Source organism: Azospirillum sp., assembly GCF_035628975.1.
Lineage (GTDB): Bacteria > Pseudomonadota > Alphaproteobacteria > Azospirillales > Azospirillaceae > Azospirillum.
Genome location: NZ_DASPIS010000002.1, coordinates 100,660 through 116,611, shown reverse-complemented (window position 1 = coordinate 116,611; position 15,952 = coordinate 100,660). Strand labels below are relative to the sequence as shown.

Sequence of the window (15,952 nt, the reverse complement as noted above, 5' to 3'; positions counted from 1 at the left end):
GGGTGAGCGACTGTCTGGCCTGTCAAGCTTCCACAGCGAGTCCGGCCCGAACTTCGCGGGCTTTGGCATTGAGCCTGACGAGGAGCTTTCTGGCGAGAGCGACGCGGATTGCCTTTTTGGGTTTTCCAGCGTCGCTCAACTTTTTGTGGAAAGCGGCGAAGTCTGGGTCATGTCGTCGGACGACCTCGGCGACGACGAAGAGGATGGAGCGGACGCTGTCGCGCCCGCCGCGCACCCGTCGCTTTCCAGTTGCCTTTCCGCTGTCGCGCGCCAGCGGGGCGACCCCGACCAGCTTGGCGACGGCTTTGCCGGTCAGGGTGCCGATCTCGGGCAGGTCGGCCATGATCCGGGCGACGGTGCGGTCGGCGACGCCCTTGATGGTTCGGAACGCCTCGTCCAGCCGCTGCCAGAGCGGGTCCTTGCCGATCATGGCGGCGACCTCGGTCTCGAAGGCCCGGATCTGGCGGTTGAGCAGCGAGACGAGCTCGTCGATCGAGCCCAGCACGGTAGGCTCGCTCACCAAGCGGCGCTGGTTGGTCTGCACCGTGCGCGTCTGGGTGAGTTGGCGCAGGCGGGTCACCAGCGCTGCCAAGCGTTGCTGGCTCTGGCTGGCCGGCGGTTGGGCCGTGATGCGCTTGACCTCGGCGAAGCGGGCGATCAGGCCGGCGTCGATCCGGTCGGTCTTCTCCAGGAAGCCCATCGCTTCGGCGAACTGCCGCACCGAGCGAGGGTTGAGCACCGCCACCGGCAGGCCATGGCCCCACAGCAGCCCGAAGGGCAGCCGTTCGTACCCGCCGGTGGCCTCCATCGCCACCAGGGTGACGTCATTGTCGCGGCAGAAGGCGGCCAACGCCGCGATCCCTTCCGCCGTACGGTTGAACCGCTTCATCGGCCCGCTGTCGCCAATCCGGGCATCCAGCGTTTCAGACGAAACATCCACTCCACAGATGAGGTGTGCCACGGTAACCTGCCTTGCGCGTGCGATGGACGATCTGGCGACTGTTCGGTCGTGCGTGACAAAGGCAGCGGTCCCATGGCTCACCCACGGTTGTGGCCTGAGGGGCGTCGGGCGCCGTCCGCCTCGCGCCGGGTCCGGTGGCCACCGGACCCGGCGCTATCCAAGTTCCATCACGAAACAGGGACCCATTCCAGATACAAGGGGGAGGCACAGCGTGACTTCGCCGAGAATCAGACACCCTCCGCTACCCAATCCCCGCCACGCATCCCCCTCACCCTAACCCTCTCCCCGCCTTTCGGCGAAGCTGCGCTTCGCCTGTCGGCAACACAAGCCGGGCTTGTGTTGGGGGGGAGAGGGGACATACGCCTGGGCGAAAGATCATGACCCCAGCCGTCTCGCTGTCCGGCGTGCGGCACCGCTATGGCGGGACGGTGGCGCTGGAGGACGCGTCCCTCGAAATTCCCGCCGGCGTCAGCGTCGCGGTCATCGGCCCCGACGGCGTCGGCAAATCGACCCTGCTCGGCCTGATCTCCACCGCCAAGAAAATCCAGCAGGGCAGCGTCCGCGTGCTCGGCACCGACGTCGCCGACCGGCATGGCCGCGCCGCGCTCCAGCCGCGCATCGCCTACATGCCGCAGGGCCTCGGCCGCAACCTCTATGCCGAACTCAGCGTCGCCGAAAACCTGCAGTTCTTCGGCCGCCTGTTCGGCCTGAACGCCGCCGAGCGCCAACGCCGCATCGCCGACCTGCTGGAGGCAACCGGCCTCGCCCCCTTTCCCGACCGCCCGGCCGGCAAGCTGTCGGGCGGCATGAAGCAGAAGCTCGGGCTGTGCTGCGCCCTGCTGCACGACCCCGACCTGCTGATCCTCGACGAGCCGACGACCGGCGTCGATCCGCTCTCCCGCCGCCAGTTCTGGGAGCTGATCGACCGCATCCGCGCCGGCCGCCCCGGCATGACCGTGCTGGTCGCCACCTCCTACATGGACGAGGCCGAGCGGTTCGACCGGGTCGTGATGATGAACGCCGGCCGCCTGCTGGCCCACGACACCCCCGCCGCGGTCAAGGCGCAGACCGGCGCTGCCGATCTGGAGGAGGCCTTCGTCGCCCTGCTGCCGGAGGATGCCCGGCGCGGCCACCAACGCCTGACCGTCCCGCCCCGCGCTCCCGAACCGGCCGGCGCCGAACCGGCCATCGAGGCGATCGGCCTGACCCGCCGCTTCGGCGATTTCACCGCGGTGTCGGACATCAGCTTCCGCATCGGCCGCGGCGAGATCTTCGGCTTCCTGGGCTCCAACGGCTGCGGCAAGACCACCACCATGAAGATGCTGACCGGCCTGCTCCCCGCCACCGCGGGCGAAGCGCGGCTGTTCGGCCGGCCGGTGGACGCCGGCGATCTGGAGAGCCGCCGCCGCGTCGGCTACATGGCGCAGGCCTTCTCGCTCTATGGCGAGTTGACGGTGCGCCAGAACCTGGACCTGCACGCCCGCCTGTTCGACCTTGCGGACTCAGAATCCCGGCTGGCGGCGCTGGTCGAGCGCTTCGGCCTGTCGCCCTACATTGACGCGGTGGCCGACCGCCTGCCGCTTGGCGTGCGGCAGCGGCTGTCGCTGGCCGTCGCCATCCTGCACGGGCCGGAGCTGCTGATCCTCGACGAGCCGACCTCCGGCGTCGATCCGGTGGCGCGCGACCAGTTCTGGCGCGACCTGATCGCCCTGTCGCGCGACCAGGGGGTGACGATCTTCGTCTCCACCCATTTCATGAACGAGGCGGCACGCTGCGACCGCGTTGCCTTCATGAACGCCGGCCGCGTCATCGCCGCCGGCCCCCCCGACGAACTGCGCCGCCAGCAGCAGGCCGACAGCCTGGACGACGCATTTATTGGGTACATGGAGCAGGCGGAAAATCTCCCTCTCGACCGCCCCACTCCCCCTCTCCCCCCCGGGGAGAGGGTCGGGGTGAGGGGGACGCACAGCGAGGATTCTCAGAAAAGTCCCGCCGCGCTACCCCCTCACCCTAACCCTCTCCCCGGGGGGGAGAGGGGACATTCCCGCCGCCGCCTGCTGGCCTATGCATGGCGCGAAACCCTCGAACTCCGCCGCGACCCCGTCCGCCTGACCGTCGCCCTGCTCGGCACCGTCCTCCTCATGCTGGTCTTCGGCTTCGGCATCACCATGGATGTGGAGAACCTGACCTTCGCCGTCCTCGACCACGACCGCTCGCCGGAAAGCCGCGCCTATATCGAGCAGTTCGACGGCTCGCGCAGTTTCCGCGCCACCCCGCCGGCCATCGACGCCCGCGATCTGGCGCTCCGCCTGCAAAGGGGCGAAGCGTCGCTGACCATCGAGATCCCCGAAGGCTTCGGCCGCGATCTGCGCCGTGGCCGCGTCCCGGAGGTGGCGGTGCGCATCGACGGCGCCATGCCCTTCCGGGCGGAGACCATCCAGGGCTACGTCGCCGGCCTGCACCAGCGCTTCATCCAGGATGCGGCCATCGCCGCCGGGGCCACCCTGCCCGCTTCACCGGCGACGCTGGAGATGCGGTATCGGTACAATCAGGCCTTCCGCAGCCTCGACGCCATGGTGCCCAGCACCATCGGCCTGCTGCTGGTCTTCATCCCCGCCATCCTCGCCGCCCTCGGCGTGGTGCGCGAAAAGGAACTGGGATCCATCACCAACCTCTACGTCACCCCGGTGACGCGGCTGGAATTCCTGCTGGGCAAGCAGTTGCCCTATATCGGGCTCGCCGCCTTCAACCTGCTGCTGATGGTGGCGATGGCGGTCATCCTGTTCGGCGTGCCGGTGAAGGGCAGCCTGTTCGGGCTTCTGCTCGGCGGGCTGGTCTATGTGGTGGCGACCACGGCGCTGGGGCTGCTGATCTCCGTCTTCACCGCGACCCAGACGGCGGCGGTGTTCGGCACCGCCATCGTCACCATGCTGCCGGCAACCCAATTCTCCGGCATGCTGCAGCCGGTCTCCACCCTGGAGGGCGGGGCGTGGCTGTTCGGCACGCTGTTCCCGACCACCCATTTCCTGAAAATCTCCGTCGGCGCCTTCACCAAGGGCCTCGCCCTGCCCGAACTTCTGCCCTTCATTCTGGCGACCGCCGCCTTCGTGCCGGTGTTCCTGGCGCTGGGCGTCGCCTTCCTGCCGAAACAGGAGCGCTGAGCCATGACGCGCTTCCTCCGCAACAGCCTGACATTGGCGCGCAAGGAGTGGATCAGCCTGCTGCGCGACGTCTTCATGCTGGGCTTCGTCGTCTATTCCTTCACCTTTTCCGTCTACTCCCAGGCGACCGGCATCTCGCACGAGCTGCACAACGCCGCCATCGCCATCGTCGACGAGGACCGTTCGACCCTGTCGCAGCGGCTGGCCTCCAGCTTCCATGGCCCCGAGTTCCAGACGCCCGCCATGATCGGCCATGCCGAGGTCGATCCGGCGATGGATTCCGCCCGCTACACCTTCGTCCTCGACATCCCGCCCGATTTCCAGGCCGACGTGCTGGCCGGCCGCAACCCGGCGATCCAACTGCTGATCGACGCCACCGCGATGATGCAGGCCGGCATCGGCGCCGGCACCATCCAGGGCATCGTCGAGGACGAGGTCGGCCGCTTCGTCCGCCGCGAGGCCGACGGCAGCGCCGCCCCGGTCAGCCTGCAGGTCCGCGTCGCCTACAACGAGGCGCTCGACACCAAATGGTTCACCGGCACCATGTCGGTGGTCAGCAACGTCACCATGCTGGCGGTCCTGCTGGCCGGCGCCGCCCTGATCCGCGAGCGCGAACACGGCACGCTGGAACATCTGCTGGTGATGCCGGTCCGCCCGGCCGAGATCATGGCCGCCAAGGTGCTGGCCAACGGCGCGGTGATCCTGGTGCTGACGCTGGTGGCGCTCTATGTCGTGCTGCGCGGCCTGCTGTCGGTGCCGCTGGCCGGCTCGGTCCCGCTGTTCCTGGCCGGGACGGCGCTCTACCTGTTCTTCGCGACGGCGCTCGGCATCTTCCTCGGCACCGTGGCGCGGTCGATGCCGCAGCTGGGCTTGCTGTTCATCCTGATCGTGCTGCCGATGAACATGCTGTCCGGCGGCTTCACCCCGCTGGAAAGCGAGCCGGAATGGCTGCAGATGGCGATGCAGCTGTCACCGTCCACCCATTTCGTCGCCTTCGCCCAGGCCATCCTGTTCCGCGGCGCCGGCTTCGACGTGGTGTGGCCCAGGTTCGCGGCGACTGCCGGAATTGGGGCGCTGTTCTTCGCCTGGAGTCTGGCGCGGTTCAGGAGGCATTTGGCGAGTTTCAGGTGAGGGGGCGTGTTGCCCCCTCCCTAAACCCTCCCCCACCTTCGGTGGGAGAGGGAACTCCGCCGCTCTGGCGCTTAACTCCCTCTCCCGCGATCGGACCGGCCTTCGGCCGGCCGAGGGCGGGGGAGGGTTGGGGAGGGGGCATTCGTCAGCCGAAGCCTGAACACCCCCATAACAAACCTCAGTGCGACCCGCCGCCCTCGAAGGACGGCGCCGACAGCCCGGAGGCCACCAGCTGCTCGATCAGCGCGCCCTTCAGCCGCTCCAGCCCTTCCTGGCTGTAGGACTCGGCGCGGGCCACCAGCACGTCCTGGGTGTTGGACGCGCGCAGCAGCCACCAGCCATCGTCGGTCGTCACGCGGACGCCGTCGATGTCGTTGACCTTGGCGCCCGACGCCTTGACGCGGCCCTTGACCTCCTCGACCACAGCGAACTTGCGTTCCTCGTCGATCTGGAAGCGGGTCTCCGGCGTGTTGACCATGTCCGGCAGGCCGTCGCGCAGGTCCGCCAGCGTGGTGTTCAGCTTGCTGACCAGCCCGACCAGACGGACGCCGCAATACAGCGCGTCGTCGAAGCCGTACCACTTGTCGGCGAAGAAGATGTGGCCCGACATCTCGCCGGCCAGCGGCGACCCGGTCTCCGCCATCTTGGCCTTCAGCAGCGAGTGGCCGGTCTTCCACATCAGCGGGTTGCCGCCATGCTTGGCGATCTCGTCGAACAGGGCCTGACTGGCCTTCACGTCGGCGATGATGGTGGCGCCCGGATGGCTCTTCAGCACGTCGGCGGCATAGAGCGCGACCAACTGGTCGCCCCACACCACGCGGCCCTTGTGGTCGATGGCGCCGATGCGGTCGCCGTCGCCGTCGAAGCCGATGCCGATGTCGCAGCCATGCTCCGCCACCGCCTTCTTCAGGTCGACCAGATTGGCCTCGACCGTCGGGTCCGGATGGTGGTTGGGGAAGTTGCCGTCGATGTCATCGAACAGCAGGACATGCTTGCCCGGCAGCTTGGCGGTCAGGCGGCGCAGGATCTCGCCCGACGCGCCGTTGCCGGCGTCCCAGGCGATCTTCAGGTCGCGGGTGCCGTCATAATCCTTCAGCAGGCGGGCGACATACTCGTCCTGGACGTCGATCTTCTCCGACGAGCCCTGGCCCTGCTCCCAGTCGGCCTTGGCCGCCATGGTGCCGAGTTCCAGGATCTGCTGGCCATAGACCGGGCCCTTGCCCAGCATCATCTTGATGCCGTTGTAGTCCGGCGGGTTGTGCGAGCCGGTGATCATGATGCCGGCCGCCGCCTCGCGGTCGCGGGTGGCGAAATACAGCATCGGCGTGGGGCCGAGCCCGATGCGCAGGACGTGCAGGCCGGTCGAAACCAGCCCCTCGACCAGCGCTTCCTCCAGTTCCGGCGAGGACAGACGGCCGTCATAGCCGACGCAGACCGTCTTGCCGCCCTTGCGCACCACCACGGTGCCGAAGGAGCGGCCGACCGCGCGGGCGTCTGCCGGGGTCAGCGTCTTGCCGACGATGCCGCGGATGTCGTACTCGCGCAGCACCGTGGGGTGGAAGGTATGGGCTTCGCTCATCGTCTCGTTAGTCCTCTGTTGGACGCCGTCTTTGGACCGTCAGCCGCGGTCCATCCCACCCGCCGGCGACGGCCGGCCGATGGAGGTATAGGTGAAGCCGGCCTTCGCCATGTCCTCGGGGTTGTAGATGTTGCGCAGGTCGATCATCACCGGCCGCTTCAGCATCGACTTCACCCGACGCAGGTCGAGCGCGCGGAATTCGTTCCACTCCGTGAGAATAGCGACGCAATCGGCGCCTTCCAAGGTGCCGTAGGCGTCCTTCGCCCATTCCACGCCGGGCAGCAGCTTCTCGGCCTCGTGCATCGCCGCCGGGTCGAAGGCGCGGACATGGGCACCCGCCGCCTGAAGCGCCGGGACGATGTCCAGCGACGGGCTGTCGCGCATGTCGTCGGTGTTCGGCTTGAAGGCGACGCCCAGCACCGCGACGGTCTTGCCGTCCACCGACCCGCCGCAGGCGGCGATGATGCGCTCGGCCATCTGCTTCTTGCGCTTGTCGTTGATGTCCACCACCGTCTCGATGATGCGCAGCGGGCTGCCCACCTGCTGGGCGGTGCGGACCAGCGCCAGCGTGTCCTTCGGGAAGCAGGACCCGCCATAGCCCGGACCGGGGTGCAGGAACTTCTTGCCGATGCGGCCGTCCAGCCCGATGCCGCGGGCGACGTCATGGACGTTGGCGCCGACCTTCTCGCAGAGATCGGCGATCTCGTTGATGAAGGTGATCTTGGCGGCCAGGAAGGTGTTGGCGGCGTATTTGGTCAGCTCCGCCGTCTCCAGCGAGGTCACCACGATCGGCGTCTCGATCAGGTAGAGCGGCCGGTAGAGCCGGCGCATCACGTCGCCCGCGCGGTCCGACGTGGCGCCGATGACGACGCGGTCCGGCCGCATGAAGTCGCCGATGGCGGAGCCTTCGCGCAGGAATTCCGGGTTGGAGGCGATGTCGAACTCGGCGTCGGGGCGCACGCGGCGGATGATCGCCTCCACCTCGCGGCCGGTGCCGACCGGGACGGTCGACTTGGTCACCACCACCGTGTAGTGGTCGAGATGCTGGGCGATCTCCTCGGCGGCGCCGTAGACGTAGGACAGGTCGGCGTGGCCGTCGCCGCGGCGCGACGGGGTGCCCACCGCGATGAACACGGCGTCGACGCCCTGCATCGCCTCCTTCAAATCCATGGTGAAGGACAGGCGGCCGGCGGCGACGTTGCGGGCGACGAGGTCGTCCAGGCCGGGCTCGTAGATCGGAATCTCGCCGCGCTTCAGCCGCTTGATCTTGCCGGCGTCCTTGTCGACGCAGCAGACGTGCACGCCGAACTCGGAAAAGCAGGCGCCGGAGACCAGGCCGACATAGCCCGTGCCGATCATCGCTATGCGCATCGCGTCCCCCTCAAGTCCTTGAAAGTCAGGAAACCTGTATGTCTCTGGGATGCCCTTGCCGGGCGTTCCTCGTGGCAGGCCGTTCGACGCGGCCGGCTCTTATCGTCAGGCAGCGCAAACGCACGTGCCCGCCGCCGTCCGGATCAGGGGACGGGGCGGGCGCGGCATCATGCATGCTGCCCGTCGGTCAGCAATATTTACGCAGCATCTCGCGCACCTTGTCGGCCATGTCCGGCCGGTTCAGCGCGTGGGCGACCGTGGCCTCGATGAAGCCGACCTTGTCGCCGCAGTCGTAGCGGGTGCCTTCGAAGCGCAGGCCATGGAACGGCTGGTTGCCGATCAGGTTGGCCATGGCGTCGGTCAGCTGGATTTCGTTGCCGGCGCCGCGCTGCTGCTTTTCCAGATGGTCGAAGATTTCCGGCTGCAGGATGTAGCGGCCGATGATCGACAGGGTCGACGGCGCCTCGGCCGGCTTCGGCTTCTCGACCAGGCCGCGGACGGTGGCCAGACGGCCGTCGTCCTTCTCGACGTCCAGGATGCCGTAGCTGCTGGTGCGCTCGCGCGGCACGTCGACGACGGCGACGATGTTGCCGCCGACCTCCTCGTACGCCTCGACCATCTGCTTCAGGCAGGGGGTCTTGCCCTGGACGAAGTCGTCGGGCAGCACGATGGCGAACGGGTCGTTGCCGATCAGGGCGCGGGCGCACCACACGGCGTGGCCGAGGCCCAGCGGAACCTGCTGGCGGGTGTAGAAGCAGCGGCCGGGAGCGATCTCGCTGTGGCGGACCTCCTCCAGCGCATCCATCTTGCCGCGCTCTTCAAGGGTGCGGTTCAGTTCGGTGTCGGCGTCGAAATGGTCTTCGATGGCGCGCTTGGAACGGCCGGTGACGAAAACGAAATCCTCGATGCCGGCGGCGCGCGCCTCTTCGACGGCGTGCTGCAGCAGGGGGCGGTCGACCAGGGGCAGCATCTCTTTCGGGATGGCCTTGGTGGCCGGCAGGAAGCGCGTGCCGAGACCGGCGACCGGGAACACCACCTTGCGCACGGGTTTCCGCATTGGACGTCTCTTGTGGTTGAGGCGAAGTCAAATCCATGGTCCCACGGCATTGCCCGACCGCAAGCGGAGCCGGCGGAAGCACGACCGTGTTCCCGGGCTTTCTGCCACGCCTTCCGCGACTGCGCAACAAACCTTCCGAGACCGGGCAAAAGGCTAGTCCGGGCGGCCGAAATCAAATGAAAACCGGCCGAATGTCCTCATTCAGGCCGATCTTTATCCGCAAGGTCCGACGCCGCCCCGGACCTTTCTCATAGGCAGTAACGCTTGTAAAAGGACGGAAAATCAAAGGCGCGACACCGTGCCGCTGCCGGCTTCGGACCGTGGTCCCGCCATCGCTGTACCAGCCCGCTTTCCGTATGACATGCGGTTCGCGGCCCTTGCGCGAAGGGTATGGCGGCGGCCATGTTGCGGCCCATGACCCCCGACTCGCTGCGCGCCCGCGTGCTCCATCAGGACGAGCTTTGCTTCGTCATCGACAAACCGGCCGGTCTGGCCGTCCACAAGGCCGGACGGATCACCGACCATCTGGAGCTTTACCTGCCATTCCTCGGCGAATCCGACGGGGAGCCGCCGAAGCTCGCCCACCGGCTGGACCGCGACACCGCCGGCTGCCTGATCCTGGGCCGCACCCCCTGGGCGCTGAAGCGGCTCGGCCAGATGTTCGCCGCCGGCCATGTGGAGAAGACCTATTGGGCGGTCGCCGACGGCATTCCGGCGGCCGAATCCGGCGTGATCGACCTGCCGCTGCTGAAGCGGATCGAGCCCAAATCCGCCTCGGGAGCCGGCCGCTCGCCCTGGACCATCCTGCCCGATCCGGCCGGCCAGCCGGCGGTCACCGACTACCGCGTCCTGGGCACCAGCGCCGATGGCCGCTCCTGGCTGGAGCTTCGCCCGCGCACCGGCCGCACCCACCAGATCCGCGTCCATTGCGCCGCCATCGGCTGCCCGCTGGTGGGGGAGCCCTTCTACGGCCCCGAACGCCTGCCCCCCGGCAACCTGCACCTGCTGGCCCGCTCCGTCGCCTTCCGCATGGCCTTCGAATATGCGGCGGTCGATGCCGTCGCCCCGGCACCGCTGCATATGCAGGTCGCGCTGTCCGCCTGCGGCTGGCAGGGAGAGTAAGGGCACTCCCGCGCAAAAGGGGGACTGCCGCCTTATCCGCCGCATCCCGCTGTTACAAGGACAAGGCCCCCCGCAACCGACGGAGCGATCAGGATGGGACAGGCGGTCACCGACAACCACGCCATGAACCGGTTCGAACTGGCGGTCGGCAACCAGACGGTCTACGCCGACTACCGCCGCAACGGCCGGACCCTGGTGATTTCCTATGTGGAGGCCCCGCCCTCGCTGCGCGGCACCGGCGCCGCCGGCCGCCTGATGGAAGGCGTGATGGAGGCCGCCCGTGCCGAGGGGCTGAAGATCGTGCCCCTGTGCAGCTACGCCGCCATGTGGATGCGCCGCAACCGGCAGGACGACCTTCTGGCGTGAGGCTCTCCGCCACCCATTGAGAAAATCAATGGAAGCGCCGAAAACTATCAATTTCCCATTAGCCCTATCCCTCGTTAGCGTCCGGCCAAGGGCTACCGCAGTGCGGCAAGGCCCGCGCTGACGATTATGACGAGGGATGATCCATTATGGACGCGCTGCTGTCCGCACCGATTCTGTTCTTCGGCCTTGGCGCCGCAATCGCGCTGACCGGGGCGCGCATTCCATTCCCGGAAGGGTTCGGCAAGGCGCTTGCCGCCTATCTGCTGGTCGCCATCGGCCTGAAGGGCGGCGTCGCCCTGGCCGGCGCCGATGCGGGCGCCGTGATGCCGCTGCTGCTGACGGCCGCGCTGCTCAGCCTGTTGATGCCGATCCTGGGCTTCGGCCTGCTGCGCTCGGTGGTCGGGCTGGATCAGGTCAACTCCGCCGCCATCGCCGCCCATTACGGATCGGTCAGCCTCGTCACCTTCGTCACGGCCACCAAGCTGCTGGAAAGCCAGGGCGTCACCTTCGGCGGCCACATGGTCGCGGCGCTGGCGATCATGGAAGCCCCGGCGATCGTCAGCGGCCTGCTGCTGGCGGGCGCCACCGGCATGGTGTCCGGCGTCGCGGCGGGCGGCAATGGCGCCACCCTATCGGTTCCACTTGGGTCGGTTCCGCTGGGCGGGACCGGCAGCGGTGAACCGGCCCAGGGCGGCTCGATCAAGGACGCGATCCGCGAGGCCGCCTTCAACGGCTCCGTCCTGCTGCTGGCCGGATCGCTGCTGGTCGGCCTCGTCATCGGCAAGCCAGGCCTGCAGAGCCTGCACGGCCTGTTCATCGCCCCCTGGGACGGCGTGCTGTGCCTGTTCCTGCTGGAGATGGGCTATCTCGCCACCTCCCGACTGCGGGAAGCGGCGTCGCTCAGCCCGCGGCTGATCGCCTTCGGCATCGTCATGCCGCTGATCGGCGCGGTCATCGGGCTTGCCGCCGCCGCCGCCCTGGGGCTCGGCCTCGGCGACGCCGCCCTGCTGGTGACGCTGTGCGCCAGCGCGTCCTACATCGCGGTGCCGGCCGCGCTGCGCCACGCCCTGCCGATGGCGGAGCCGGGCCTGTCGCTTCCGCTGTCTCTGGGCATCACATTTCCTTTCAACATCCTCGTCGGTATTCCACTCTACCTCGCAGTGAGCCGGGCGGTGCTGAGCTGACCGGCCGAGCCGGAACCACGACCATGCAGCCGCCCGCCATGCCCGCTCCCCTGCCGCCCTTCGACCTCGACCTGTTGCGCACCTTCGTGACCATCGTGGACAGCGGCGGCTTCACCCGGGCGTCGGAGCGGCTGGGCCGCACCCAGTCCACCATCAGCCTGCAGATCAAGCGGCTGGAGGACGGGCTGGGCAAGCGGCTGTTCCTGCGCGAGGGCCGCGGCCTGGACCTGACCCCCGATGGAGAGGTGCTGCTGACCTACGCCCGCCGCCTGCTGGACATGGCGGGCGAAGCCTGCGCCCTGCTGATGGAGCCGGAGGTGGGCGGCGTGGTGCGCCTCGGCACGCCGGAGGATTTCGCCACCGCCCATCTGCCCGACGTGCTGTGGCGCTTCTCCCGCGCCCATCCCCAGGTGGCGCTGGAGGTGCAGTGCGACTTCACCGTCAACCTGCTCGACCGCTTTTCCCGCGGCGAATACGACCTCGTGCTGTGCAAGCGGGAGCCGCAGGGTCCGGCCGGCGGCGTGAAGGTGTGGCGCGAGCCGCTGTTCTGGGTGGCGTCCGACCGCCTGATCCTCGATGCGCGCGCCCCGGTCCCGCTGGTCCTCGCCCCGCCGCCGGACATCCACCGCAAGCGCGCCATCGATGCGCTCGACGCCCGCGGCCGCCCCTGGCGCATGGCCTACACCAGCCCCAGCCTCGCCGGCATCAAGGCCGCGGTGACGGCTGGGCTTGGCGTCACCATCCTGCCGAAGGACATGCTGGCCCCCGGCTTCCACATCGTGAACGCCGAACACGACCTGCCCGACCTGCCCGACATCGAAACCGCCCTCTACCGCCAGCCCGGCCCCCTGCCCAAGGCGGTGGACCTGCTGGCGGAACACATCATCCGCTCGCTGGAGAAGACGGCGGCGGGGTGAGGCATAAGCAGTTCCGCCGAACCGCCGCTCCAAACGAGAAGCGTTCCGCCAACCATCCCGCCACGATCGCTATCGCGGCGCTCATTCCACAGCTTCGAACGTTGCCGGAACCGCCCAGCCGATGCCTGTTCCACCGACACTTCTACTTTGCATCGACAACTGACGATTCTATCCGACTTCTACACGCGAGAGGGGCCGGCAAGAAGGCCACACGCGTCTGATCGCGGCTGATCGCGGCTGATCGCGGCGATCTGCCACATATTGTTTCGGAGTATTAACGCCCATTACATTTAGGCCATAAGTTATATGCTCTTGGTTGTGTGCGCGCCTTCGCCGCCACGCCTCGGTCATCCCAGGAAAGCACCATGAACAAAGTCACCATCCGATCCAAGCTGCTGATCGCCTTTGCCTGCCTGACGCTGCTCATCGTCGGTGAGGGCTTGTTCTCGATCGACCGCGTCGGCAGGGTCAACGACCTCAGCACCGAAATGGAGGACAACTGGCTGCCGAGCACGCAGTGGAGCGGCGCCCTCAATACGGCCACCGGCGATTTCCGCATCTCGGAGGGCATTCACATCCTGTCGTCCAGCAATGAGGAGATGGCTGAGGCGGAACGCGAGATGGACCGGCTGGCCGCGGCGATCCAGGCTCTGGAGGCCAAGTACGAGCGGCTGATCTCCTCCCCGCAAGAGCGCGTCGTCTATCAGGAGTACAAGCAAGCCTGGGCCGACTATCTGGCGAGCAACAAGGAAATCCTGAAGCTGTCGCGCGCGATGCGGAACGCCGAGGCGACGGCGACCTTCAAGGGCAAGTCGCGCGTGGCGTACAACAAGATGGGCGAAACGCTCGACCGCCTCATCCAGATCAACGTCGACGGCGGCGTTGCGGCGAGCAAGAAGGGCGACGAACTGTACGGCAACGTGCGTCTGATGCTGATCAGCATGATAATCGGCGGCGGTCTCTTCTCGGTAGGGGCCTGCTGGATGATCATCGCCGGCGTCTCGACCCCGATCCGTGACATGACCGATGCCATGCGGAAACTCGCAAGCGGGGACAAGACGATCAAAGTCCCGGCCCTGGAGCGTGGCGACGAAGTCGGCTCCATGGCCAAGGCGCTGGAGGTCTTCAAGGAGAACCTGATCGAGAGCGACCGCCTGCGCGCCGAGCAGGAGGGGCTGAAGGCCCGGGCCGAGGCCGAGCGCAAGCGCGCCATGCACGACCTGGCCAACCGGTTCGAAGCCACCGTGAAGACCGTCGTGTCTCAGGTGTCGTCGGCAGCGACGCAGATGCAGGGCAGTTCGCAGGCACTCTCGGCGATGGCCGAGGAGAGCCGGGCGCAGGCCACCTCGGTGGCAGCCTCCACCGAGCAGACCTCGGCCAACGTGCAGACCGTGGCGGCGTCCTCCGAGGAGATGGCCAGTTCCATTGGCGAGATTACCCGGCAGGTCGGCCAATCGGCGGACATCGCGCGACGCGCCGCCGATCATGCGCAGACCACCAACACCACCATCCAGACCCTGGCGGAGCAGGCAAAGGGGATCGGTGACGTGGTGCAACTCATCAATTCCATCGCCTCGCAGACCAACCTGCTGGCGCTGAACGCCACCATCGAGGCGGCGCGGGCGGGGGAAGCGGGCAAGGGGTTCGCCGTGGTCGCCTCGGAGGTGAAGAACCTCGCCAATCAGACCGCCAAGGCCACCGAGGAGATCTCGGCGCAGATCAACGCCATGCAGCAGGCAACCGGCGGCGCGGTGACCGCGATCACCGAGATCACCCACACCATCGGCGAAATCAACGAGATCGCTACAACCATCGCCGCAGCCATCGAGGAACAGGATGCGGCGACGCGGGAGATCGCGCGCAACGTCCAGCAGGCGGCGCAGGGTACCCAGGAGATTTCGACCAACATCGTGGGCGTGCAGCACGCGGCTGAAGGCACTGGGAAGGCCGCTTCGGAGGTCCTGGAAGCGGCTCGCGAACTCTTCCGTGACTCCGAGAAGCTGTCTTCGGAGGTGGACCGTTTCATCCAGCAAGTGCGCTCCGCCTGACGCGGAGAAGCACCGCTCGCTTGAGCCGCTTCGCATCGGATCTCGTCACGAGCTTCTCTCGGCCCTCATTCCCGCAAAGGCGGGGATAAGGGCCGAGAGAAGCGCCTGAAAACTCACAGGCTCTCACCCCAGCTCGAAGCTCGTGATCCCGAACACCCGCGCCAGATCGGTCGCCGGTGCCGGGCCCAGATACATCCGCGCCGTCTCGAACTGCGGCGACAGCCCCAACTCCTCCGCCATCCGCAAGCCCGCTCCGTGCGGCTCCGGCACGTCGAGGAACACCGGCCCCGCGCCGGCCGCCCGGCCCAGCGCCAGCACCAGATCCCGCGCCACCCCGGCGTCGGCGGCATAGAGCGGGCCGATCTTGAAACCGCTGTGGCAGGGGCGGATCACCCCAAAGCCGGTCAGGTCGCCACCGCTCACCGCCGCCAGCGCCGTGGCGCCGGGAAGGGCGATCCAGTTGGCGAGAAAACCGGGGCGCGGCGCCGGGAACAGGTCCGCATCCAGCGCCGCCAGCCGGTCGAAGGGCACCGTCCGGGCGTCCACCAGCGTCGTCCGCCCTTCCGCGCCATCCGGCACCGTGCCGCCGAAGCGGATGTTGCGGTGGGACAGGGCGAAGCCGGATTTCCGGTAATTCTCCTGCTGGGCGACCACGCCGTCCAGGCCGACGGTACAGCCCTCCAGATGGCGAAGCCCCTCCTGCCACAGCCGCCAGCCATAGCCCCGCCCGCGCGCCTCCGGCCGCACGATGTAGAAACCGAGGAAGCCGAAGCTGCCGGGATACCGCACGACCGACAGCGAGGCCACCGGCCGGCCGTCGAGCAGCCCGACCAGGAAACCCGCCGGATCGACGGCATGGAAGGCGCCGGCATCATTCAGGCCGGGGTTCCAGCCCTCCGCCCGCGCCCAATCGACGGCCAGATCGAGTTCGGCCCGGCTCATCACACGGACGCGGTAGCCGTCGGTCTCCTGCTCTTCGGTTCCCAGCATCTCGGCCCTCTTCGAACGCGTCCCCACAGGACACAGCGTAACCATCAACACGCCGCACGGAAAGG

General features: G+C 68.0%; 12 protein-coding genes. 7 read left to right on the top strand and 5 right to left on the bottom strand.

Features of this window, described 5'->3' with window-relative positions; all coding sequences use genetic code 11:
- Window positions 1–22: 22 nt before the first annotated feature.
- The gene (locus VD964_RS00630) at window positions 23–961 is read right to left on the bottom strand and encodes an IS110 family transposase (RefSeq protein WP_324864484.1); all 939 of its coding nucleotides are present in this window, start codon (window positions 959–961) and stop codon (window positions 23–25) included.
- Window positions 962–1,338: 377 nt separating this feature from the next.
- On the opposite strand from VD964_RS00630, the gene rbbA reads away from it, so the two are divergent.
- Together rbbA and VD964_RS00620 are read left to right on the top strand one after the other, a co-directional pair.
- A complete protein-coding gene (gene rbbA, locus VD964_RS00625) occupies window positions 1,339–4,122 on the top strand; it encodes a ribosome-associated ATPase/putative transporter RbbA (RefSeq protein ID WP_324864482.1) in 2,784 nt (927 codons plus the stop codon).
- A gap of 3 nt (window positions 4,123–4,125) precedes the next feature.
- Window positions 4,126–5,253: an ABC transporter permease gene (locus VD964_RS00620; protein WP_324864480.1), complete on the top strand. Its 1,128-nt coding sequence runs from the start codon at window positions 4,126–4,128 to the stop codon at window positions 5,251–5,253.
- Between the two features lie 178 nt (window positions 5,254–5,431).
- Here the strand turns inward: VD964_RS00620 and pgmG are convergent, their stop codons facing one another.
- From pgmG to galU, 3 genes are all read right to left on the bottom strand, one after another.
- Window positions 5,432–6,832, bottom strand: coding sequence for a phosphoglucomutase/phosphomannomutase PgmG (gene pgmG / locus VD964_RS00615; protein ID WP_324864478.1), 1,401 nt, complete (start codon window positions 6,830–6,832; stop codon window positions 5,432–5,434).
- Window positions 6,833–6,871: 39 nt separating this feature from the next.
- A complete protein-coding gene (locus VD964_RS00610) occupies window positions 6,872–8,203 on the bottom strand; it encodes a UDP-glucose/GDP-mannose dehydrogenase family protein (protein WP_324864476.1) in 1,332 nt (443 codons plus the stop codon).
- A gap of 187 nt (window positions 8,204–8,390) precedes the next feature.
- Window positions 8,391–9,260 (bottom strand): UTP--glucose-1-phosphate uridylyltransferase GalU, encoded by an 870-nt coding sequence (gene galU, locus VD964_RS00605; RefSeq protein WP_324864474.1) that lies wholly within the window; start codon window positions 9,258–9,260, stop codon window positions 8,391–8,393.
- A 414-nt stretch (window positions 9,261–9,674) separates the two neighbouring features.
- Between galU and VD964_RS00600 the strand changes: the two genes are divergently transcribed.
- From VD964_RS00600 to VD964_RS00580, 5 genes are all read left to right on the top strand, one after another.
- Window positions 9,675–10,382: an RNA pseudouridine synthase gene (locus VD964_RS00600; RefSeq protein ID WP_324864472.1), complete on the top strand. Its 708-nt coding sequence runs from the start codon at window positions 9,675–9,677 to the stop codon at window positions 10,380–10,382.
- Between the two features lie 93 nt (window positions 10,383–10,475).
- Window positions 10,476–10,748 (top strand): GNAT family N-acetyltransferase, encoded by a 273-nt coding sequence (locus tag VD964_RS00595; protein ID WP_324864470.1) that lies wholly within the window; start codon window positions 10,476–10,478, stop codon window positions 10,746–10,748.
- Window positions 10,749–10,894: 146 nt separating this feature from the next.
- Window positions 10,895–11,932, top strand: a complete 1,038-nt coding sequence (locus VD964_RS00590; RefSeq protein WP_324864468.1) for a sodium-dependent bicarbonate transport family permease — start codon at window positions 10,895–10,897, stop codon at window positions 11,930–11,932.
- A 23-nt stretch (window positions 11,933–11,955) separates the two neighbouring features.
- Window positions 11,956–12,849: a LysR substrate-binding domain-containing protein gene (locus VD964_RS00585; RefSeq protein WP_324864466.1), complete on the top strand. Its 894-nt coding sequence runs from the start codon at window positions 11,956–11,958 to the stop codon at window positions 12,847–12,849.
- Between the two features lie 320 nt (window positions 12,850–13,169).
- Window positions 13,170–14,897: a methyl-accepting chemotaxis protein gene (locus tag VD964_RS00580; RefSeq protein ID WP_324864464.1), complete on the top strand. Its 1,728-nt coding sequence runs from the start codon at window positions 13,170–13,172 to the stop codon at window positions 14,895–14,897.
- 123 nt (window positions 14,898–15,020) lie between these two features.
- Here VD964_RS00580 and VD964_RS00575 read toward each other — a convergent pair whose 3' ends face one another.
- Window positions 15,021–15,887, bottom strand: a complete 867-nt coding sequence (locus VD964_RS00575; RefSeq protein WP_324864462.1) for a GNAT family N-acetyltransferase — start codon at window positions 15,885–15,887, stop codon at window positions 15,021–15,023.
- Window positions 15,888–15,952: the final 65 nt, after the last annotated feature.